This is a genomic window from Dactylosporangium vinaceum, assembly GCF_019904175.1.
GTDB lineage: Bacteria > Actinomycetota > Actinomycetes > Mycobacteriales > Micromonosporaceae > Dactylosporangium > Dactylosporangium vinaceum.
In genome coordinates this window covers 1,905,420-1,925,765 of record NZ_CP061913.1, presented here as the reverse complement: position 1 = coordinate 1,925,765, position 20,346 = coordinate 1,905,420, and the positions used below count along the sequence as shown (strand labels likewise).

At 71.3% G+C, this 20,346-nt stretch carries 22 protein-coding genes; 4 read left to right on the top strand and 18 right to left on the bottom strand.

The features are described from left to right. Positions 1 to 99: 99 nt before the first annotated feature. Positions 100 to 1,023: a bifunctional helix-turn-helix transcriptional regulator/GNAT family N-acetyltransferase gene (locus tag Dvina_RS08345; RefSeq protein WP_223101836.1), complete on the bottom strand. Its 924-nt coding sequence runs from the start codon at positions 1,021 to 1,023 to the stop codon at positions 100 to 102. Between the two features lie 106 nt (positions 1,024 to 1,129). Between Dvina_RS08345 and Dvina_RS08340 the strand changes: the two genes are divergently transcribed. The 4 genes from Dvina_RS08340 to Dvina_RS08325 all read left to right on the top strand — a co-directional run bounded on the left by Dvina_RS08340 (position 1,130) and on the right by Dvina_RS08325 (position 4,677). Then, entirely contained in the window at positions 1,130 to 1,408 is a 279-nt protein-coding gene (locus Dvina_RS08340; RefSeq protein ID WP_246656100.1) for an ACT domain-containing protein, read from the top strand. After that, the gene (locus tag Dvina_RS08335; protein WP_223101834.1) at positions 1,405 to 1,767 is read left to right on the top strand and encodes a hypothetical protein; all 363 of its coding nucleotides are present in this window, start codon (positions 1,405 to 1,407) and stop codon (positions 1,765 to 1,767) included. The genes Dvina_RS08340 and Dvina_RS08335 overlap by 4 nt, the downstream gene beginning before the upstream one ends. 605 nt (positions 1,768 to 2,372) lie before the next feature. Continuing rightward, positions 2,373 to 3,284 carry a tyrosine recombinase XerC gene (locus Dvina_RS08330; protein ID WP_223105402.1) on the top strand — a complete coding sequence of 304 codons (912 nt, stop codon included), beginning with the start codon at positions 2,373 to 2,375 and terminating at the stop codon, positions 3,282 to 3,284. A gap of 217 nt (positions 3,285 to 3,501) precedes the next feature. Continuing rightward, a complete protein-coding gene (locus tag Dvina_RS08325; protein WP_246656099.1) occupies positions 3,502 to 4,677 on the top strand; it encodes an aminotransferase class V-fold PLP-dependent enzyme in 1,176 nt (391 codons plus the stop codon). A 47-nt stretch (positions 4,678 to 4,724) separates the two neighbouring features. Here Dvina_RS08325 and Dvina_RS08320 read toward each other — a convergent pair whose 3' ends face one another. The 17 genes from Dvina_RS08320 to Dvina_RS08240 form a co-directional block, all read right to left on the bottom strand. After that, a complete protein-coding gene (locus Dvina_RS08320) occupies positions 4,725 to 5,273 on the bottom strand; it encodes a M23 family metallopeptidase (protein ID WP_246656098.1) in 549 nt (182 codons plus the stop codon). A gap of 138 nt (positions 5,274 to 5,411) precedes the next feature. Further along, the gene (locus Dvina_RS08315) at positions 5,412 to 5,732 is read right to left on the bottom strand and encodes a DUF2469 domain-containing protein (protein ID WP_033357832.1); all 321 of its coding nucleotides are present in this window, start codon (positions 5,730 to 5,732) and stop codon (positions 5,412 to 5,414) included. Beyond that, a complete protein-coding gene (locus tag Dvina_RS08310) occupies positions 5,729 to 6,475 on the bottom strand; it encodes a ribonuclease HII (protein WP_223101832.1) in 747 nt (248 codons plus the stop codon). The genes Dvina_RS08315 and Dvina_RS08310 overlap by 4 nt, the downstream gene beginning before the upstream one ends. After that, positions 6,475 to 6,933, bottom strand: a complete 459-nt coding sequence (locus tag Dvina_RS08305) for an NUDIX hydrolase (protein WP_223101831.1) — start codon at positions 6,931 to 6,933, stop codon at positions 6,475 to 6,477. The genes Dvina_RS08310 and Dvina_RS08305 overlap by 1 nt, the downstream gene beginning before the upstream one ends. A gap of 20 nt (positions 6,934 to 6,953) precedes the next feature. Next, entirely contained in the window at positions 6,954 to 7,595 is a 642-nt protein-coding gene (lepB, locus tag Dvina_RS08300; RefSeq protein WP_223101830.1) for a signal peptidase I, read from the bottom strand. 21 nt (positions 7,596 to 7,616) lie between these two features. Continuing rightward, positions 7,617 to 8,432: a signal peptidase I gene (gene lepB / locus Dvina_RS08295; RefSeq protein ID WP_223105400.1), complete on the bottom strand. Its 816-nt coding sequence runs from the start codon at positions 8,430 to 8,432 to the stop codon at positions 7,617 to 7,619. 870 nt (positions 8,433 to 9,302) lie between these two features. Beyond that, positions 9,303 to 9,662, bottom strand: coding sequence for a 50S ribosomal protein L19 (gene rplS, locus Dvina_RS08290; protein ID WP_223101829.1), 360 nt, complete (start codon positions 9,660 to 9,662; stop codon positions 9,303 to 9,305). Between the two features lie 294 nt (positions 9,663 to 9,956). Beyond that, positions 9,957 to 10,670 carry a tRNA (guanosine(37)-N1)-methyltransferase TrmD gene (trmD, locus tag Dvina_RS08285; protein ID WP_223101828.1) on the bottom strand — a complete coding sequence of 238 codons (714 nt, stop codon included), beginning with the start codon at positions 10,668 to 10,670 and terminating at the stop codon, positions 9,957 to 9,959. After that, on the bottom strand, positions 10,667 to 11,215 hold the full coding sequence (gene rimM, locus Dvina_RS08280) for a ribosome maturation factor RimM (protein WP_223105399.1): 549 nt from the start codon (positions 11,213 to 11,215) through the stop codon (positions 10,667 to 10,669). Before rimM ends, trmD begins: the two co-directional genes overlap by 4 nt. Before the next feature lie 7 nt (positions 11,216 to 11,222). Beyond that, entirely contained in the window at positions 11,223 to 11,480 is a 258-nt protein-coding gene (locus Dvina_RS08275) for an RNA-binding protein (RefSeq protein ID WP_033357826.1), read from the bottom strand. Further along, positions 11,455 to 11,919 (bottom strand): 30S ribosomal protein S16, encoded by a 465-nt coding sequence (gene rpsP, locus Dvina_RS08270; RefSeq protein ID WP_223101827.1) that lies wholly within the window; start codon positions 11,917 to 11,919, stop codon positions 11,455 to 11,457. The genes Dvina_RS08275 and rpsP overlap by 26 nt, the downstream gene beginning before the upstream one ends. Positions 11,920 to 12,775: 856 nt before the next feature. Then, positions 12,776 to 13,399, bottom strand: coding sequence for a ribonuclease FAU-1 family protein (locus Dvina_RS08265; protein ID WP_223105398.1), 624 nt, complete (start codon positions 13,397 to 13,399; stop codon positions 12,776 to 12,778). Positions 13,400 to 13,764: 365 nt separating this feature from the next. Continuing rightward, positions 13,765 to 14,433, bottom strand: a complete 669-nt coding sequence (locus tag Dvina_RS08260; protein WP_223105397.1) for a ribonuclease FAU-1 family protein — start codon at positions 14,431 to 14,433, stop codon at positions 13,765 to 13,767. Between the two features lie 393 nt (positions 14,434 to 14,826). Continuing rightward, the gene (locus tag Dvina_RS08255) at positions 14,827 to 15,957 is read right to left on the bottom strand and encodes an amidohydrolase family protein (RefSeq protein WP_223101826.1); all 1,131 of its coding nucleotides are present in this window, start codon (positions 15,955 to 15,957) and stop codon (positions 14,827 to 14,829) included. A gap of 136 nt (positions 15,958 to 16,093) precedes the next feature. After that, positions 16,094 to 17,632, bottom strand: a complete 1,539-nt coding sequence (gene ffh / locus Dvina_RS08250) for a signal recognition particle protein (RefSeq protein WP_223101825.1) — start codon at positions 17,630 to 17,632, stop codon at positions 16,094 to 16,096. 74 nt (positions 17,633 to 17,706) lie between these two features. Beyond that, complete coding sequence (locus Dvina_RS08245; protein WP_223101824.1) at positions 17,707 to 19,968, bottom strand: [protein-PII] uridylyltransferase; 2,262 nt, start codon at positions 19,966 to 19,968, stop codon at positions 17,707 to 17,709. A 26-nt stretch (positions 19,969 to 19,994) separates the two neighbouring features. Further along, complete coding sequence (locus Dvina_RS08240; RefSeq protein ID WP_190249674.1) at positions 19,995 to 20,333, bottom strand: P-II family nitrogen regulator; 339 nt, start codon at positions 20,331 to 20,333, stop codon at positions 19,995 to 19,997. Positions 20,334 to 20,346 lie beyond the last annotated feature (13 nt).

Here is a 20,346-nt window from a genome sequence, read left to right as displayed (position 1 = left end):
CCCAGTGCTTGTGGATAAATTCGGACAGGTTATTTGACTTTGGTATGCGTACCGGGCCCGCCGCAGGCCGGACGCCATGGGGCTATTACCGGAGCGGCGTCAGAAAATTTTCCGCCAGTGCTGGTGCACGAGGTTCTTGCCGTACGCCGGCTTGCTCTCTTCGCTGTCGAGCACGAAGCCGGCGCGCTGGTAGATGCGGCGGGCCGCGTCGAGGATGTCGTGGGTGAACAGGACCATCTCCCGATAACCGGCGCTGCGGGCGAAACGGACGCACTCGTCGACCAGGCGACCACCGACTCCGAGACCGCGGGCCTTGGGCTCGACGAGCAGCAGCCGGAGCTTCGCGACGCCCTCGTCCGCCCGGACGCAGAAGATCGACCCGACCGGTTCACCGTCGACCTCGGCGATCCAGCCGCGATCCCAGCGCGGATCGTGCGACTCGGCATAGTCGGCGACGATGCGCGCGACCATCGTTTCGAACTCCTCATTCCACTGGTACTCCGCGGCATAGAGCGCCCCATGGCGCTGGACTACCCAGCCGAGGTCGCCCGGGCCGGGGGGACGCAGCACGACTGTGGGCGCGGATGCGGTACCCCCGCCGAGGATCGTCTCAATGGCGTTCATGGCACCGGTCAGGCGCCGCAGGTCCAGCTCCGTCACCTGGCCGAGCAGCTTCGCGGCCTGCGCGTCCGAGCGCTTGTCGAGCTCGGCCTGGGCCGAGCGGCCGGCGTCGGTGAGCCTGATGCGCTGCTTGCGCGCGTCCGCGTCCGAGCGTTCCCGCACGACGAGTCCGTCGCCCTCGAAGCGGCCGAGGATGCGGCTGAGGTACCCGGCGTCCATGTCCAAGCCCTGCCGCAGCTCGGCCACGTCGAGCACACGCGCGGGCGCGGCGGCGAGCTCGTACAGGACCCGCGCCTCGGCCAGCGAGTACGGCGAGTCGAGCAGCCCGGCCCGCAGCACGCCGATGAGATTCGTGTAGAAGCGATTGAACCGCCGGAAGGTTGCGACTGGCTCGATAGTCATAGTTGACATCGTCATCAGATTCATTGACGTTGTCAACGATCTTTCGGAAAGGTCACCGACGTGGCGTTGTAACGGGCGGGAAATGCGGCTTCGTCAGGCTGCCCTCATGTCGCTTCGTCACGTCACCGTCGAACTTCCCGACCGGCCCGGCTCCCTCGGCCAGGTGACCACCCTGCTCGGCCGCCTCGGCGTCGACATCCGCCAGATGCGCGTGCTCGGCCGCGACGGCTCCGTGGCGATCGACGAATTCACGGTCACTGTGCCCGGCCCCGTGATTGACCGCATGCTGCCGGAGCTCCTCGAAGAAATTCAGGGGGTACGCGTAGTGTCGATCGTGTCCGTCGATAGCGATAGCGGGATATCGAGCGCTATCGTGAAGGTATGACCGCTCCGGCCGAGAAGCTCGTGGAGCTGCTCGAGACGCTCCCGCCCGAAACACGTCAGGAGATCACCGCCTGGCTTCTCGGGCGCACGACCCCGGTCGACAGGCGGGCGCTGCTCGCGTCGTCGGCGCTGCGCGGGCACAGCCTCATCGGCCCGCCCGACCTCCGCGCGGATGCGAGCTCGCACGGCCTGCTCGGCGGCTCGCTGCCGGCCGGCGAGGAGAGCCAGCTGGTCACGTTCCGCCTCCCGGCCGAGCGGCACGCCGAGCTGCGCGCCTGGTGCACCGAGCACGGCTTCACGATGGCGGCCGTGGTGCGGGGGCTGATCGAGCGATTCCTCGAAGACCAGCAACGCCGTTGACCACGCCAGACGACCAGGCGGCCGGCTCGACGGTCGGCGACCCGACGGCGGACGATGCGACAGCCGTTGATCCGATCGCGGGCGACGCGACAACCACCGACGCGGCCGCCAGCAATCCGATGACTAGCGCTCGGACGGCCAGCGCTCAGACAGCAAGCGCCCAGACGGCCAGCGCTCAGACGGCCAGCGGCACGGCCCCGCACAGCGGACACGCGTCCGAGCGTCTGCGCGACGTAGCGACGCTCCCGCGGTCAGGCGCGACACCCCGACGCGGCCACATACCTCCACGCGACCGCGCAGAGCCACCCGACCGCGGAGAGCCACGCGACCGAGCGACGCCACCCCACCAGCCCACCGCCGGCGACGAGGCGACCGCGCGCGACCGACCGGCCCGAAGCGACCCGAACAACGCGACCGCCTCCGGCCACAACGCGCCCGAGCGCGGCGACCACGCGACCGCGCGCGGCGAGGCGACTCCTGCCGCCCCGCGTCCGAGCGCTACCGGCGCCGGCCGGAAGAGCCGCAGCGGAGCCGGCCACGGTGCGACAGGCGGCATCGGCGGCAAGCGGCAGGCCGACGCCCCCGCGCCAAGCACCACCGCCGGGATGCACGAGCACCTCCCACCGGGCCTGCGGGACGCGGTGGACGACTTCGCCCGCTACCTCGCCGCGGAGCGGAACCGATCGGTGCACACGGTGCGGGCCTACATCGGCGACGTCGTGTCGCTCCTCGACCACGCGGCGGCCGGAGGCGCGGACGCGCCCGCTGATCTGACGCTGCCCATCCTGCGCGGATGGCTCGCGCGGAGGCGTGCGGCCGGAGACGCCCGTACAAGCCTGGCCCGGCACGCCGCGGCCGCGCGGACGTTCACCGCCTGGGCCAAGCGGGAAGGGCGTATCGAGACAGACCCGGGACAGCGCCTGGCCAGCCCGAAGGCACACCGGGACCTGCCGACGGTTCTCCGCGCGGACCAGGCCGAGACGCTGGTGACCGCACCCTCGGGCCGCGCGGACGCGGCCGGCTTGCGCGACCGGCTGGTGCTCGAGCTGCTGTACGGCACCGGGATCCGCGTCAGCGAACTCTGCGGCCTGGACCTGGGCGACGTGGACCGGATGCGGCGGGTAGTACGCGTCGTCGGCAAGGGCAACAAGGAGCGCTCGGTGCCGTACGGCCTGCCCGCCGACGAGGCTCTCACCGCCTGGCTCCGGCACGGCCGCCCGGCGCTGGAAGCCGCGAACAGCGGATCGGCCCTGCTGCTCGGCGCGCGCGGAGGCCGGCTCCAAGCCGGCGCGGCGCGGCGGATCGTTGACGCATACGCAAGGGCCACCGGCCTGCCGCACACGTCCCCCCACGACCTGCGCCACTCCGCGGCCACCCACCTGCTGGAAGGCGGCGCAGACCTGCGATCGGTCCAGGAGCTGCTCGGCCACGCATCGCTGTCCAGCACGCAGATCTACACCCACGTATCGATCGAACGCCTACGCAGCGCGTACGAGCAGGCGCATCCACGCGCCTGAAGCCGACGCCGCCCACCCGGAACCCATCCCAATGCCGCACCACCACGCGTCCGAGCGACAACCTCCGACGACAGCGCGGCGGTCACGTCCGAACGACCACGCGACCGAGCGACGCAACCCCGATCAGCGGCCACGCACCGGCCCCGAAGGCGACGGACCGGGTGGCTCCGCAGCAAGAAGGCGCGGGAGCCCGCCCAGGAGCCCTAAGATCGTGGATGTGTCCCCACCCGAGCCGATCCCCGGCGCCCGGCTGCTGTTCTCCCACGACGCAGCCGTCGCCCACCTCAACCACGGGGCCTTCGGCATGGTGCCGGTCGCAGTGCAGCGGGCTCAGCAGCGGGTGCGCGAAGAGATGGAGTCGAACCCCCACCGATTCTTCGCCGTCGGACTCGAGGAACGCGTCGCCCACGTGCGGCGCCACCTGGCCGGCTTCGTAGGCGCCGACCCGGAGGGCACAGCCCTGGTGGAGAACGCCTCCACGGGGACCTCGATCGTCCTGGGAAGCCTCGACCTGGTTGCCGAGGACGAGATCGTCACCACCGACCACGGATACGGCGCCGTCGATCTGGCGGTCGCCGCCACGTGCCGCCGAACCGGAGCCGTCCACCGGGTCGCCCGGGTGCCGCTGGAGGCGGACGATGCGGCGATCACCGCGGCGGTACTCGAGGCGACCACAGCCCGGACCCGCCTCGTCATCGTCGATCACATCACCGCCGCGACCGCGCGCCTGTTCCCGGTCCGGCGCATCGTCGAGGCGGTGCGCGAGCGGTGGGGTGACCAGGCGGCGGTGCTCGTGGACGCCGCCCACGTGCCGGGCATCCTCGATCCCGACGTCGGCGCGCTTGGCGCCGACTACTGGGTGGGCAACCTGCACAAATGGGCGTTCGCCCCGCGCGGCACCGCCCTGCTGGCCGTCGCGCCCGCGCGACGGACCCGCATCCGCCCGTTGGTGCTGTCGTGGTCGGCCGAGGCCGGCTTCCCCGCCAGCCTGGAGTGGGTGGCGTCCCACGACTACACGCCCTGGCTGGCCGCGCCCACGGGCCTGTTCGCGCTCCGGACCCTCGGCATCGAGACGGTCCGGCGGCACAACGTTGCGCTGGCCGAGTACGGGCAGCGCGCGGTCGCGGCGGCGATCGGCGCGGAGCTGCCGCCCGCGACCGGGCTGCCCATGACGTTGATCCCGCTGCCCCTGGGCGTGGCCGGCGACGCGGAGGCAGCGGTCGCCCTGCGCCGCCGGATCTCCGACGATCTCGCCGCCGAGGTCGGGCTGACCGCGTGGCGCGGACGCGGCTACCTACGGCTGTCCGCGCAGATCTACAACCGCCCCGAGGACTACCACCGGCTGGCGGCCAGCCTCCCCGCGCTCATCGAAGGACGAGCCACCAGCCGGTAGCAGCGCCGAGCTACGCGGGCGGGGACGGCCGGCCGAGAGCTGCCGGCCTACGCCATCGGATAGAGCCGCACCCGCGGCGGCCGCAGCAGGCTCAGCGGATCCAGGTACACGTTGTCCGACGTTCGCAGCCCCCAGTGCAGGCACGCATCCGCCGGGCAGTCCGGATGCCCGGGTCTCAGTCGTCCGACGGGCGTCTGCGCCGCCACCGCCTGCCCCCGCTTCACCGAGGGATCAACCGGCTCATACGTGGTCCGCACCCCGTCGGCGTGCGCCACGCTCACGATCGGCCGCCCTCCCACGTTCCCCGCGAAGATCACCGTGCCCGCGCCGGCACTCCTGACGATCTGCCCGGGAGCGCCGGCCAGGTCCACACCGCGGTGCCCGGCCGCGTACCGGTCCGAAGGCGGCTCGAACCCCCGCGTCACCGTCACCGGCCCGTCCAGCGGCGCCTCGAAGGGCGCGGAGCCCTCCTCCCGGGCCGAGGCGGACCTCGCCGGAGTGAGCGCGGCGGATACGGCGGCGATGGCCGCGGAGGCGGCGGCGATGGCAGTGGCGGCAACAACGAGAAGCCCGACCCGGGCAAGTGTCTTGAACATGGCGGCGAGCATTGCTCAAACCGTCGGCCGCTGCAGACGCGATCATGCAAATCTGTGGATAACTCAGTGCTTGTGGATAACTCGAAAACAGCAAAGCGCAGGTGGGCCCGGCGATGGCCGCCGGGCCCGCGTCAAAACTTATCCGCCGAAGCCGTTGTCGGGCAGCGAGATGTCAGGCTTCTCGAGCTCCTCGACATTGACATCCTTGAACGTCATGACCCGGACATTTTTCACGAACCGGGCAGGGCGGTACATGTCCCACACCCAGGCGTCGTGCATCTCGACCTCGAAGTAGACCTCGCCGTCGGAGTTGCGCACGTGCAGGTCGACCTGGTTGGCCAGGTAGAACCGGCGCTCGGTCTCCACCACGTAGGAGAACTGGCGGACGATGTCGCGGTACTCCCGGTAGAGCTGCAGCTCCATCTCGGTTTCATACTTCTCGAGATCTTCGGCGCTCATCGCGGTCCGCCTTCCATAGCCACATTGTCGCCCACTTGCGCCGGAACCCGTGCGGCCTCGCCGGGCGCCACGCCGACGTTACCGCGCCGTGCGCCCGGACGCCCCACCGCCGCCACGTTCGCGTAGGAGAAACGGTGCTCGGGGCAGGGGCCGTGCTCCGCCAGAGCCGCGCCGTGATCCGGTGTCGAATACCCTTTGTGCTCGTCGAAGCCGTACTGCGGGTACGACTCGTGCAGTTCTTCCATGATCCTGTCCCGCGTGACCTTCGCCACCACGCTCGCCGCCGCGACGCAGGCCGCGACCTGGTCGCCCTTCCACACCGCGAGGCCGGGGATGCCCAAGCCGTCGACCTTGAAGCCGTCGGTCAGGGCGTAGTCCGGGCGCACCGACAGGCCCGCGAGGGCGCGGCGCATCCCGGCGAGGTTACACACATGCAGGCCACGGCGGTCGATGTCGCCCGGCGGGATGATGATCGCGGTCCACGCTTCCGCGCGCCGGACGACCTGCTCGTAGATGCGCTCCCGCGCGGCCGGCGTCAGCAGCTTGGAGTCGTTGAGCTCGTCGATCTCGCCGCGGCGGCCCTGGGGCAGGATCACGGCCCCGACCACGAGCGGGCCTGCGCAGGCGCCCCGGCCCGCCTCGTCGGCCCCGGCGACCCGATCGAAGCCGCGCCGTTGCAGCGCCCGCTCCAGGGCCCAGAGGCCGGCGGCGCGGTGGACCACCGTGCGCGGAGGCGCGAGCATCAGCCCACCTCCCGCAGCAACGCGGCGAGATCCGCGGGGTAGAAGCGCTCCTCGGTCGCGTCGAGGTCGTCCGGCGACCACCAGCGCGTCGCGTCCACGCTCTCGATCTCGTACTCGTCGAGGTGCGACAGGTCCGGCTGGAACGCATCCGTGCGAACGACGAAGAACGACTGCTCCTGCGAGTACCAACGACCATCGAAAGGAAAGTTGACCTCGTCGGTGCGGATGGGTCCGGCCAGGTCGCCCGGGCTGATGCGCAGCCCCGTCTCCTCGAACACCTCGCGCACGGCCGCGTCGGCGAGCGACTCCCCCGGCTCGAGGCCGCCGCCCACCGTGAACCAGTAGCGGTGCTCGGGCCGGGCCGGGTCGCATCCGCGCAGGAGCAGGACGCGCCCGGACGGGTCGAGCAGCAGCACCCGCGCCGCCCGGCGGTCGATGTCTGCCGCTGCCTCCGTCATACGACGAGACTACGACGCAATCACTTGGACGTCGGATCCGGCACCTTGTCGAACGTGTCGGGGACGCTGAGCCACTTCGCGCGGTTGAAGGGCCAGAAGACCACGAACGCCCGGCCGATCACGGCATCTTCAGCGATCGTCGCCTGGTTCGGGTCTTTCGTGCGGATGAAGTTGTACCGCGAGTCGCCCGACCGCGACCGATGATCGCCCATGACCCACAGGCGCCCCTGCGGCACCGTGATGTCGAACTGCTCTTCGCTGGGCAGGTCCTGCAGCCCGTCGGCGTTCGCGTAGATGTACGTCTCATCCAGCGGCGTGCCGTTGACGGTGATGCGCTGCTTGTCGTCACAGCACAGCACGTGGTCCCCGCCGACCGCGATGACGCGCTTGATGAAGTCTTCTTCGGACGGGTCGTTGCGCCAGGAGTCGGGGGCCGTGAAGACGATGACCTCGCCGCGATGCGGGGACCGGAAGTCGTACACGAGTTTGTTGACGAGGACGCGATCCTTGATGAGCAGCGTGTTCTCCATCGACTCCGATGGGATGTAGAACGTCTGCAGCACGAAGGCGCGTACGACGACGGCGACGATGATCGCCACGCCCAGCAACACCGGCAATTCGCGCCAGAAGCTACTGGGCTTTTTGGTCTGCTCGTCAATCACGCCCTGAAGGGTACGTGTTCGTCACCATCGGCGACGCCTCAACCGGTCCTGACGCGCCGATCGGGTCGAAAGCGAGGCCGCGACAGCGATCGGGACGAGTACCACATCCGGCACCAACGGGACGTTCGGTGCGCGCGTGACATGTGGACCCGGAGGCGCCAGAGCCGCCGGTTTCGGGATGTTCTTGAACGTGTCGGGCACGGGCAGCCAGGCCCAGCGGCTGCTCGGCCACAGGACCACGAACGCGCGCCCGATCACGTTGTCGATCGGCACCTGGCCCTGGCACCGTGAATCCTGAGAGACGCCGCGATGGTCGCCCATGACGAACATCTGGCCGGCCTCGACCTTGATCGGCCCGAACCGGCGCGCCGTGCACTGCCTCGGATTCGGGGCGGCGTCGAGCGGGGAGTTGTCGTACAGGTACGACGACTCGTCCAGCGGATAGCCGTTGACGGTGACGCGCCCTTCGACGTCGCAGCACGCGACTGTGTCGCCCGGGAGCCCGATCACCCGTTTGATGAAGTCTTTTTCACCCGGTTGGGAGAACCCGACGAGGTCGCCGACGGTGCGGCCGAGCTCGGCGAAGAAGCCGGCGTCCTTGTCGACCTGGTTCTCCGGCGCCCATGTGTCCGGCCCCGTGAATACGACGACCTCGCCGTGCTCGGGTTCCCGCACGTCGTACAGCACCTTGTTGACAAGCACCCGGTCGCCGACGAGGAGCGTCTGCTCCATCGAGCCGGACGGGATGAAGAACGCCTGGACCAGGAAGGTGCGGATGAGCACGGCCAGGCAGAACGCGACGATCAGCAGCAGCGGCAACTCCTGCCACAGCGGCATGTTCTTGCGCTTGCGGCGAACCTTGGTCCGCCAGGTGGAGTTCGACGCGGAATCGTCGTCATACGAGCCGCCCCGGCGGGGACGCGACCCCGACCCCGATCCTGACCCCGTGGAGCGCTCATTGCGGTCATAGCTGCGTTCGTACCTGTCCGCGCGCTCGCGTTCGCGACGGTCCCGCGAATCGTCGAAGCCGGAGTCGTCGTACTGCTCCTCGCGCTCGAACGCGCGGTCGCGCACCATCGGCGGCTCGTCACGGCCCCACTGACCGCGCCGGGAGCCGTACGGGTCGTCCCAGTCCCGGCGGCCGCGCTGCCAGTCGCCGGGGTCGTCGCCCCGGCTCCAGCCGCGCTCAGGTTCGCGACCCCAGCCATTGGCCTGGCCCGCGGGGCCCTGATCACCGCGACCCCGGTCACCGCGCGGGTCGGGGCCGCGCCCCGGCACCACGTCCCGGCCACCGCCGGGTACGACGTCGCGTCCGGGCGCGGGCGCGGGCGCGACGTCGCGCCGCCCGTAGGCGTCGCCGTCACCGCCCTGCCAGCCGCCGTCGTAGACGCGCTGGACCTCCTCGGCGTCCGGCCGACCCGTCGTGGACCAGTAATCGTGGCCCGGGTAGCTGACTCCGCCGAAGGGCTGCTGCTGCCCACGCGACTCACCCGCCTGGTCCAAGCGGCGGTCGCGTGGGTGTTGGTCGTCGGCGCGATCGTCGTAACCATCGCGGCCGTAGGGGTCACTTGCCATCGGCGTCAGCCTAGATGCACAAGACCACTTTGGGGAGACCGGCTCCAGATGACCGAAAGACCCGATCCCGAACGTGGCACAGGGAGGGTGCGCACCGCGCCCCTCCCCGTTCGCGATCCGGCGAAGCGAAGGTCAGCTGCTGACCTTGGTCTCGCGCTTCTCCTTGATCTTGGCCTTCTTGCCCCGCAGGTCACGCAGGTAGTAGAGCTTGGCCCGGCGGACGTCACCGCGGGTGACGACCTCGATACGGTCGACGGCGGGGCTGTTGACCGGGTAGGTGCGCTCGACACCGACGCCGAAACTCACCTTCCGGACCGAGAAAGTCTCCCGCAGGCCGGCGCCCTGGCGACGGATCACGACGCCCTGGAAGACCTGGACCCGGGACCGGTTGCCCTCGACAACCCGGGCGTGCACCTTGACGGTGTCACCGGCGCGGAAGCTGGGTATATCGGTCCGCTGCGACTGTGCGTCCAGCTCGTCCAGCGTGTTCATCGCGGCTGTTCCTCGTCACTCAAGGCACGCCCGATCTCTGTGGCGCGCGAGGGTTTGTGATCATGGTCGTCGGGCACAACAGGCCGCGGCAACCTCACTACTTTGCCACATCGACACGCCGAACCTGAAATCAGGCTCCTTGATCGCCGCCGGCGGGCTTCATTGCGCCCGCGCGGACGCGAGGAAAGGCAGCCCACGTGCGGTCACGCGGAGACGCAGCACGCGCGGAGACGCAGCACGCGCGGAGACGCAGCACGCGCGGAGACGCAGCACGCGCGGACGCGCGGACGGCGATCAGCTCGCCTCGTGCTCCGGACGGGACCGCTCCAGCGCGGCGATGAGATCGGGCCGGCGCGCGGCAGTCCGCTCCAGCGCCTGCTCCCGCCGCCACCGCGCGATCCGACCGTGATCACCGGAGCGCAGGATCTCGGGCACGTCCAACCCCCGCCAGCTTGGCGGCTTGGTATACATCGGCGCCTCGAGCACCCCGTCCGCGTGCGACTCGTCGAGCAGCGAGTCCGCGTTGCCCAGCACGCCCGGAAGCAGCCGGGTGACCGCCTCCAGCACCACAAGCACCGCGACCTCGCCCCCGAACAGCACGTAGTCGCCGAGCGACACCTCGCTCACCCGCATCCGCGCGGCCGCATGGTCGAAGACCCGCTGGTCGATGCCCTCGTACCGCCCGCAGGCGAACATCAGGTGCTTGTCCTCCGCGAGGGCGCGCGCGGTCGCCTGTGTGAACGGCGCCCCGGCCGGGCTGGGCACGATCAGGTGCGTGTCGGGCCCCGCGAGCGCGTCGAGCGCCTGACCCCAGGGCTCGGGCCGCATCACCATGCCCGGCCCGCCACCGTACGGCGTGTCGTCGACGGTCCGGTGCACGTCATGGGTCCACTGGCGCAGGTCGTGCACCGCCAGCTCCAGCGTCCCGCTGGTGCGTGCCTTGCCGATAAGCGACAGTTCGAGCGGCGCGAGGTACTCCGGAAAAATCGTGACAACATCGACCCTCATAGGTCGAACAGGCCTTCCGGCGGGGTGACGACGATGCGGCGCCCGGGCACGTCGACCTCGGGAACGATCTCGCGCACGAACGGTACGAGCCCCGTCCGCCCGTCGGTCAGCTTCACGACGAGCAGGTCGTGCGCGGGCGCGTGGTCGATGCGCAGCAGCTCGCCGAGGCGCTCCCCCGCGGCGTCCACCACGTCGAGCCCGACCAGCTCGTGGTCGTTGAACTCGTCCGGGTCGTCGCTGGCGGGGATCGTGTCGCTGTCCACGCACAGCAGGACGCCGCGCATGTCCTCGGCGAGGTTGCGGTCGTAGATGCCCTCGAAGACCACCAGCAGGCGGCCCTGGTGCGGGCGGACCGACTCGATGGTCAGCGTCGCCGGGGGCCGCCATGCGCCCGCGGGGACGGTCTGTAGATGCCGAACCGCCGTCGAGTCGGTCACCAGGACCGACCCGACGGCGAAACGTTCGGCCGGCGCGTCCGTGCGCACGTCCACGACAACTTCGCCCCGGACGCCGTGCGCGCGGAAGATCTGACCGACGACGAGCAGCATGCCGTCAGTACGCGTCGACGATCTCGACGCGCACGCCGCGGCCACCGATCGACGTGATGACCTGCCGCAGCGCCTTGGCCGTGCGGCCACCGCGCCCGATCACCGTGCCGAGGTCCTCCGGGTTCACCCGGACCTCCAGCCGCTGACCGCGGCGGGAGTCGACCATGCGCACGCGGACATCGTCAGGATTGTCGACGATGCCCTTGACCAGGTGCTCGAGCGCGGGGCGCAGCACGTCAGGCCTCCGCGCCGGCGCCGGCACCGGACTGCTCCTCAGCCTGCGCGGCCGGAGCCTCGGCTTCGGCCTTCTTCTTCGGCTCGGCGGTCTTCTTCGCCGCCTTCGGGGTGTCGGCCACACCGGCGGCAGCCTGGGCCTCAGCCTCGTACGCAGCCCGGCGGTCGGGCGCCGCGGCACGAACCTTCAGCGGCTCGGCCGGGGCGGGCAGACCCTTGAACTGCTGCCAGTCGCCGGTCTTGGACAGGATGGCCCGCACGGCCTCGCTCGGCTGCGCGCCGACGGAGAGCCAGTGCTGGACACGCTCGGAGTTGACCTCGATACGCGAGGGCTCCTCCTTCGGGTGGTACAGCCCGACGAACTCGATCGCCCGACCGTCACGCTTGGTGCGCGAGTCGGCGATGACGATGCGGTACTGCGGGTTGCGGATCTTGCCCATCCGCAGGAGCCGGATCTTGACGGCCACTTGGTTGCTCGCTCCTGGATCTGTGTAGAAGCCGAGCGACCGCCCGACACCGTGGGGTTGGTGCCGTGTCGGCTGCTCTATTGGACTGGCGCTACGCCGGGTTAGAGGGCTCGGACGCACACCGGATACCAGCCAACCATTGTGCCAGACCCGCTACCGTGCGCAAAAACGACCCCGCCCCGACATTCTCCCGCCCCAAGTCACCCAATTTCCCCCGATTAACCCCTTTCGCCAGTACTCGTGCCACCCCAACACCTCCGCCCACCCCGCGCCCACGCCCGGCCCCGTCGACTCACCGCAAGCGCAGACACAACACACCACCCGCGCGGACGCGGAACCTCACCTGCGCGGACGCGGCAGGCCATCCGCACGCGGACACGGCTCGCCGCCTACGCGCGGACGCGGACCGAAAGAATCACCCCAAATGCCACACCGCAACGCACGCGCGCACGCGGCCACGTCAGCCCTCGCGCGGACGCGGCCACGTCAGCCTCGCGCGGACGCAGCCACGTCAGCCTCGGGCGGACGCAGCCACGTCAGCCTCGCGCGGACGCAGCCACGTCAGCCTCGCGCGGACGCAGCCACGTCAGCCTCGCGCGGACGCAGCCACGTCAGCCTCGCGCGGACGCAGCCACGTCAGCCTCGCGCGGACGCAGCCACGTCAGCCTCGCGCGGACGCAGCCACGTCAGCCTCGCGCGGACCGCCAGCAGCACCGCCCGGATCCGCGGCGACAAGCACCGGCCGCCGTGCACCACGTCACTCAACAACCGCGCGCACGCGCCACGCCAGCCAACGCGCGGACGCGGCTGAACGGGCGAGTCGCGTTCGAGCGCGTGCCGCGAGGCGGTGGAAACTTCAGCGCAGCGGCGGGCGGTCCCAGCCGGGTTCCAGCCTGGGCACTTCCCACTCGGGCGGCGGGCGGAAGTCGGTCCAGGTGCCGTCGAACGGGAAGGTGCCGGCCTCGATCTCCTTGATGACCCGGAGCCCTTCCTCGCGCACGGCCGCCTCGTCCTCGACCCAGTAGTGCTCGGGGAGGGCCAGCCGCTCGAGGAACTCCTCCTCGTCCTTCCACTTCCAGCTTCGGTCGGGCGCGACGACGATGTCCAGGTCCTCGTCGGTCACATCGACACCGGAGGCGCCACCGGGGTCGCTCCAGCGGATCGCCGGGCGCTCGAGGTTGACGTACCACTCCTTGAAATCCCCCGCGTCGTCGTGAAACCACCACACCGAGTGCGCCGGATCGCCCGGCCGGTGCAGCTTGAGGACCCCGGGCCCGTTCCAGGTTCCGTGCTTCAGCGAGTTGCCGAGCGTGACGTACTCAGCGAACGGCATCGTCCGCATGCCCCGCCCATCGCCGGAGACCTCATTCACAACCGGCGTGTGCCGGTCGATCCACAACAACAGGCCACGGTCATCATCAGCAACCACCCGCGCCGGCCGCACCCACCCGATCCGCCCGCGCCGCACGTTCCGATGCATGATCACCTGGCCCGGCGTGAAGACGACGCTCAACCGAACACTCCCTAAATCAGCCCATCCGCAAGGGCACGGACATCAACAACACGCATACCGCTCACACACCACAACGCGCGGAAGCGCGCACCGGCCACCGCCCGACGCGACCACGCCACCGCGTCGAACAACTGGCGGGGCGTCAGCCGGACCCGATGCCCGCTTCGACCGGAGCCTGCACTTACGCCGAACCGCCGCATCGCCGAGGCCCGCGAGGTCACGGGCGTGTGCGCCGGCCCGAACCGGACCACCGGCAGGCGGCGACAGTCCCACGCGTCCGCGCGCACCGGGCCGAGTCGGCGATGCACAGCCGCTGCGGACGGCCGGCGGGATCACGCCCGTTGCCGAGGCCGGTCCCAGCCGTCGGTGACGGGCTCTGGGACATCCCACTCGCCGGGCGGCCGGAAGTCGGTCCACGTGCCGTCGAACGGCCACGCCCCCGCCTCGATCAGCGGCACGATCGCCCGCCCTTGGGCCCAGACCGCGTCGGGGTCGTCCACCCAGTAGGCGTCCGGAAAGGCCAGGCGCTCCTCGAACTCGTCCTCGTCCTTCCAGCCCCACCGCAGATCGGGCCAGACCCACATGTCGAGGTCCTGGTCGGTCAGGTCAACCCCGGCAACGGCACCGTCGTCCCAGGTCACGCCCGGCTCTTCAAGGTTGACGTACCACGCGCGGAAGCGCAGTTCCGGGTCGAACAGCCACCACACCGAGTACGCAGCCCCGCGCGGATGAAACTTCAACGTGTTCGGGCCCCGGTACACGTCCTGGATGATCTTCTTCGGCAGCTCGACCCACTGCTCGAAGGGCATCCCGCGCGGACCCTGGCCGTCCTCGCTGACCTGCCGGATCACGGGGCTCCCGGTCGCCAGCCAGAGCCGAGTGCCCTGCTCATCATCGGAGACCACGCGCGTCAACGGCGCCCAGACAAGCGTTTCACGGGTGAAGTGCCGGTGCAGGACCGGTCTTCCGGGACGCAACGGCACGCCGCCAAGTGTATCCATCATCAAGACCCCCGCCGCCCCGCCCAGGCCCACCACCAACCCACGCCCGCCGCCAACGCGCGGACGCGGCCCGCACATGGGCGGCTGAGAGCGACGGGCTCGGAGGGCGCTCGACACTGCCCAACTCAGGCCGCCACCAACCCACGCGCCCGCCAACGCGCGGACGCGCGGCCCGCGCACATGGGCAGCTGAGGGTGGCAGCCTCGGAGGGCGCTCAACGCCGCCCCGCCCAGGCCCACCACCAACCCACGCCCACCCGCCAACGCGCGGACGCGCGGCCCGCGCACATGGGCGGCTGAGAGTGGCGGGCGGGAGGGCGCTCAACCACGCCCTGCGGGCATCGGCGGACGCTGGCGCGGCGCGCGGGCGCGACCCGCGGGCATGCGCTGAGTGTCAGCGGACCACGCGGCCGCGGAGGACGATGCGGTGCGGGCGGAGGAGGGTGGTCAGGTCGGTTCGCGGGTCTTCGGCGTAGACGACCAAATCGGCCAGGCCGCCCTCGACCAGGCCCGGGAAGCCCAGCCACTCGCGGGCGCCCCAGGAGCCGGCCCGCAGGACGGCCTCCGCCGGCAGTCCGGCCTCGTGGAGGAGCAGCATCTCCTGCGCGGCCAGGCCGTGGTCGATGCCCCCGCCCGCGTCGCTGCCCACGTAGATCGGGACGCCGGCCTCGTAGGCGGCGCGGACGATCGACGGGAAGCGGTCGCGCAGGGTGAGCATGTGCTGGGCGTACGACGGGAACTTGTCCTGGGCCTGGGCCGCGATGCCACCGAATGTCTTGATATTGATCATGGTCGGGACCAGGGCGGTGCCGCGGTTCGCCATCTCGTCGATGTCGGACTCGTTCAGGCCGGTGCCGTGTTCGACGGAGTCGACGCCCGCGCGGACCAGGGCGGCCACCGACTCCTCGGCGAACGTGTGGACGGCCACCCGCGCGCCCGCGGCGTGGGCGGCTTCGATCGCACCGGCCATCGCGGTGACGTCCCAGGCGGGGGCGAGGTCGCCGACGCCGCGGTCGATCCAGTCGCCGACCAGCTTGACCCAGCCGTTGCCCTGGCCGGCCTGGCGGGTGATCTCGTCGCGGAGATCGGCCTCGCCGACCTCGACGCCGATGTCGCGCAGGTAGCGCTTGGGCGGGGCGACGTGCCGGCCGGCGCGGGCCAGGCGGGGCATGTCGGGGTCGTCGTCGAGGGAGGCGTACGGGATCGGGGACCCGGCGTCGCGGATGGCCAGAATGCCGGCTTCCCGGTCGACGACCGCCAGGCTCCGGGCCTGGTCGATGCCCTCGGAGGGGCGCCCGCCGGGCTGAATGCCCAGGTGGCAGTGGGCGTCGACGAGCCCGGGCAGGATGTACCCGGCGTCCGCGACAGTGATCGCCCCGGCCACCCGGCTGAACGTCACGCGGTCGCCGACCAGCCAGAGATCGCGCCGTTCGCCGGACGGGAGCAGCGTGCCCCGTACGTGCAGCGCCGGGGCGGGTTCGGGAGCCGGTGACGACGCGGACGCCGTGTCGGAGGGCGAGGTCATGGACAGATCATGCCTTCCCGCCCGGCGGTTCGCTCCGGCTCGGCGAGCACCGTCAGACCCGAAGCGCTCCGCCCCGGTCGGGGAGTTCGGCCGCGACCGGGGGGAAGGCCGACGAAGAGATCGGTCGGAGGCGGGGTCAGCTGTCCTTGTCGCGCTTCTGCAGCTTGTTGAAGTCGATCTTCGGGAGGCGGAAGCCCGGGGGCAGGCCGGCGGCGTTGGGGTCCATGGCGGCCGGGTCGAAGCCGGGTGGGAGCTGGGGCAGGCCGCCGCCCAGGCGGGGCTGGCGGGCGGCGCCCTGGTTGCCGCCCTTGTTGCCCTTGCGCTTGTTCTTCGGCGACTTCGTGGCTTTGCGGCGGCCGCCGGGGAGGCCCATCATGCCGCCCATCTGCTTCATCATCTTCTGGGCGTCGGCGAAGCGGGTGAGCAGCTGGTTGACGTCGGTGACCGAGACGCCGGAGCCGTTGGCGATGCGGACGCGGCGGGAGGCGTTGAGGATCTTCGGGTTGGAGCGCTCCTTCGGGGTCATCGAGCGGATGATCGCGGTGACCCGGTCGAAGTGCTTGTCGTCGATCTCGGCCAGCTGGTCCTTCATCTGGCCCATGCCCGGCATCATGGCCAGCACGTTGGCGATGGGGCCCATCCGCCGCACGGCCTGCAGCTGCTCTAGGAAGTCCTCGAGCGTGAACTCCTGGCCGCCCATGAGCTTGGCCGCTATCCGCTCCTTCTCATCGTCGGCGAAGGCCAGCTCGGCCTGCTCGATGAGGGTGAGCACGTCGCCCATGCCGAGGATGCGCGACGCCATCCGGTCGGGGTGGAAGACGTCGAAGTCCTCGAGCTTCTCACCGGTGGAGGCGAACATGATCGGCTGGCCGGTGACGTGGCGCACGGAGAGCGCGGCGCCACCGCGCGCGTCGCCGTCGAGCTTGGAGAGCACGACGCCGGTGATGCCGACGCCGTCGCGGAACGCCTCGGCCGTGGTGACCGCATCCTGGCCGACCATGGCGTCGATGACGAACAGGACCTCTTCGGGGTCCACGGCGTCGCGGATGTCGCGGGCCTGCTGCATCATCTCGGTGTCGATGCCGAGGCGGCCGGCGGTGTCGACGATCACGATGTCGCGCATCTGGCGCTTCGCGTGCTCGATCGAGTCGCGGGCGACCTGGACCGGGTTGCCGGTGCCGTTGCCGGGCTCGGGCGCGTAGACCTCGACGCCCGCGCGGCCGCCGAGGACCTGCAGCTGGTTGACGGCGTTGGGGCGCTGGAGGTCGGCCGCGACGAGCAGCGGCTGGTGGCCCTGGCCCTTGAGCCACTTGGCGAGCTTGCCGGCGAGCGTGGTCTTGCCGGAGCCCTGCAGACCGGCGAGCATGATCACGGTCGGCGGGTTCTTGGCGAACTGCAGCCGGCGCGCCTCGCCGCCGATCGTCTCCACGAGCTCCTCGTGGACGATCTTGATGACCTGCTGGGCCGGGTTGAGCGCCTGTGACACCTCGGCGCCGCGGGCCCGCTCCTTCAGCCGGGCGATGAACGCCTTGACCACCGGCAGCGCGACGTCGGCCTCGAGCAGCGCCAGGCGGATCTCACGCGCGGTCGCGTCGATGTCGGCGTCGGTGAGCCGCCCCTTGCTCCGCAGCTTCGAGAAGATTCCGGAAAGCCGGTCACTCAGGGTGTCAAACACGACGCATCCGTCCTCGGTGTAGGAGTCCCTTGAAGGGTACGCGACCGCCGGCAGTGCGGTCGTGTGCAGGAAGGTCAGGCGGCCGTCGCGGCACTCAGGACGGCGGCCGCCACGCGGCTGCGGGCGTCGGCGTCGAGCTCTCCGGCCAGGTAGAACGCGTCCACGACCTCGCCTCCGAGCGTCGAGATCCGGGTCGAGCGGACGTCCGCGCCGAGGTCCTCGAGGGCGCTCGCGACGCGGAAGAGCAGGCCCGGGGTGTCGGTGGCGCGCAGCTCAAGGACCGTCGCGTCGGTCGCGGCCGAGGAAGGCTGCCAGACCACGCGCGGGGGCGCCAGGCCGGCGCCGCTGCGGCGGGTCGAGCGCTCCCGGGCGGCCAGGCGCTCGGCCACCGGAAGGTCGCCCGTGACCGCGCGGCGCAGGTCGGAGGCCACCGCCTCGCGGTCGACCTCGCCGCCGTAGCGGGGCTGGACGGCGCAGACCATGCGGGCCACGCCGTCGACGGTGGCGGTGTCGGCCGTGACGACGTCGAGCCGGTGCAGCGACAGGCAGCCGGCCACAGCCGCCAGGAGACCCCGCCGGTCGGTTGCTGTCACAGACACAAGATCAGTTTCCAGTTGTACTGCCGGTAGCTGCTTCGGCACCGTCAGCGCGGCCGCGGGCGACGGTGGGGGTGCCACGACGCCCGTGTCCAGGGCCCGATCGACATGGCGGACCAGGTCGCCGATCAGGCGGCCCTTCCAGTCCGACCAGGCGGCCGGGCCCGTGGCGGCCGCGTCCGCGCGGGCCAGCGCGTGCAGCAGCGACAGCGTCGAGGCGTCGCCGACCGCGCCGGCGACCGTGGCGATGGTCTGGGGATCGGACAGGTCGCGGCGGGTGGCGGTGTCAGGGATCAGCAGGTGCAGGCGGACGACCTTCTCGACCTGGGCGACGTCGGCGGCGTCGAGGCCGAGGCGCTCGGCGACGGCGGCCGCAATCGGGGCGCCCACGATGCTGTGATCGCCCGGGAGGCCCTTGCCGATGTCGTGCAGGAGGCCGCAGAGGACCAGCAGGTCGGGGCGGTCGACGTCGCGGGTGAGGCCGGCCGCCTGGCGGGCGGTCTCGACCAGGTGCCGGTCGACGGTGAACAGGTGGACCGGGTTGTGCTGTGGCAGGCTGCGCACCCGCGCCCACTCGGGGAGCCAGTTGACGACCAGGCCGTAGCGGTCGCACGCCTCCCAGACCTCGATCATGGAGGGGCCGCTGCCGAGGAGGGTCAGCAGGGCGGCGCGCGCGGGCGTGGGCCACGGGTCGGGCATGGGGCCGGCGAAGCCGCCGAGCCACTCCAGGGTGGCGTGGGAGATGGGCAGGTCGGCCCGGGCGGCGGCCGCGGCCACGCGCAGCGGCAGGGACGGTTCGGGGCGCGGCGTCACGGCCGCGCGGGCCAGGACGACCTCGCCGCGCTGCTCCACGACGTCGCGGGCCAGGGGGCGGCGCTCCTGGTGGCCGCGGGTGCTCGGGGCCGACCAGCGCTCCACGGCGCGCCAGGCGTCGTCGCTGGCGTAGGCGATGGTGCGGGCGGACTCGGCGATGCGGCGCAGCACCTCGTCGCGGTCGCCCAGGCCGAGCAGCTCGGCCACCTCGTCGCGGTCCTGGGCCAGGAGGCGGTCGACGCGGCGCCCGCGCACGGCGTGCAGGGTGTCACGAACGTCCAGGAGGGTGCGGTGGGCACCGCGGACGGCCGGGCGGGGGCCGTCGGCCACGCCGGCGAAGCCGATGGCCCGCAGGACGCCGAAGTCGCGCAGCCCGCCGCGGGACTCCTTGACGTCGCCCTCCAGGAGGAAGGCCAGCTCGCCGTGGGCCTTCCAGCGCTGCGCGGTCAGGGTGCGCAGGGCGGGGAGCAGGTGGCGGGCCTCGCGGCGCCACTGGGTGACGGCGGCGGCGTGCAGGCCGGCCAGGAGGTCGGCGTTCCCGGCGATCAGGCGGGCGTCGAGCAGGCCGAGGGCCACCTTGAGGTCCTGCCGGGCCAGGTCCAGGGCCTGGCCGGGGCTGCGGGTGGAGTGGTCGAGGGCGAACTTGGCGTCCCAGATCTGATACCAGAGGCGACTGCCGATCTCGTCGGCCGCCGCCTCGTCGCCGGGGCCGCCGGGGTGGAGCAGCACGAGATCCAGATCGCTGCGCGGAGCGCACTCCTGGCGACCGAGGCCGCCGACGGCTACGAGCGCGGCATTGGACGTACCATCGCAGGCCTTGAAAAAAAGCTTTTCGAGCCACTCGTCGATCGCGTCCGAGCGCTGCGCCCGCGCGTCGGCGCCCGCCCCGGTGGATAGGACCGGAGCGGGCGCCGACGTCTGGGTCATGTGATGAGGATAGTTATCTGCGACGGTTAGAGAGCGTCGAGCCCGCGCTCGCCGGTGCGGACGCGAACCACCTCGTCGACCGAGGTGACCCACACCTTGCCGTCACCGATCTTGCCCGTGCGGGCGGCGGTCACGATGGCGTCCACGACCTTCTCGAAGTCGAGCTCGTCGGTGACGATCTCGACCCGGATCTTGGGGACGAACTCCACCGTGTACTCCGCACCGCGGTACACCTCGGTGTGGCCCTTCTGACGGCCGTAACCCTGCACCTCGCTCACGGTGAGGCCAGCCACGCCGAGCGCGTGGAGCGCCTCCTTCACCGCGTCGAGCTGATACGGCTTGATGACCGCGGTCACCAGCTTCATGCCCATTCCCTCC

Excerpts from the sequence above, each read along its gene's own strand:
- Dvina_RS08345 (WP_223101836.1), bottom strand. The coding sequence starts at position 1,023 with ATGACTATCGAGCCAGTCGCAACCTTCCGGCGGTTCAATCGCTTCTAC.
- Dvina_RS08340 (WP_246656100.1), top strand. The coding sequence starts at position 1,130 with ATGTCGCTTCGTCACGTCACCGTCGAACTTCCCGACCGGCCCGGCTCC.
- Dvina_RS08335 (WP_223101834.1), top strand. The coding sequence starts at position 1,405 with ATGACCGCTCCGGCCGAGAAGCTCGTGGAGCTGCTCGAGACGCTCCCG.
- Dvina_RS08330 (WP_223105402.1), top strand. The coding sequence starts at position 2,373 with ATGCACGAGCACCTCCCACCGGGCCTGCGGGACGCGGTGGACGACTTC.
- Dvina_RS08320 (WP_246656098.1), bottom strand. The coding sequence starts at position 5,273 with ATGTTCAAGACACTTGCCCGGGTCGGGCTTCTCGTTGTTGCCGCCACT.
- Dvina_RS08315 (WP_033357832.1), bottom strand. The coding sequence starts at position 5,732 with ATGAGCGCCGAAGATCTCGAGAAGTATGAAACCGAGATGGAGCTGCAG.
- Dvina_RS08310 (WP_223101832.1), bottom strand. The coding sequence starts at position 6,475 with ATGCTCGCGCCTCCGCGCACGGTGGTCCACCGCGCCGCCGGCCTCTGG.
- Dvina_RS08305 (WP_223101831.1), bottom strand. The coding sequence starts at position 6,933 with ATGACGGAGGCAGCGGCAGACATCGACCGCCGGGCGGCGCGGGTGCTG.
- lepB (WP_223105400.1), bottom strand. The coding sequence starts at position 8,432 with ATGCCGCTGTGGCAGGAGTTGCCGCTGCTGCTGATCGTCGCGTTCTGC.
- rplS (WP_223101829.1), bottom strand. The coding sequence starts at position 9,662 with ATGAACACGCTGGACGAGCTGGACGCACAGTCGCAGCGGACCGATATA.
- trmD (WP_223101828.1), bottom strand. The coding sequence starts at position 10,670 with ATGAGGGTCGATGTTGTCACGATTTTTCCGGAGTACCTCGCGCCGCTC.
- Dvina_RS08265 (WP_223105398.1), bottom strand. The coding sequence starts at position 13,399 with ATGCATCGGAACGTGCGGCGCGGGCGGATCGGGTGGGTGCGGCCGGCG.
- Dvina_RS08260 (WP_223105397.1), bottom strand. The coding sequence starts at position 14,433 with ATGGATACACTTGGCGGCGTGCCGTTGCGTCCCGGAAGACCGGTCCTG.
- Dvina_RS08255 (WP_223101826.1), bottom strand. The coding sequence starts at position 15,957 with ATGACCTCGCCCTCCGACACGGCGTCCGCGTCGTCACCGGCTCCCGAA.
- Dvina_RS08245 (WP_223101824.1), bottom strand. The coding sequence starts at position 19,968 with ATGACCCAGACGTCGGCGCCCGCTCCGGTCCTATCCACCGGGGCGGGC.
- Dvina_RS08240 (WP_190249674.1), bottom strand. The coding sequence starts at position 20,333 with ATGAAGCTGGTGACCGCGGTCATCAAGCCGTATCAGCTCGACGCGGTG.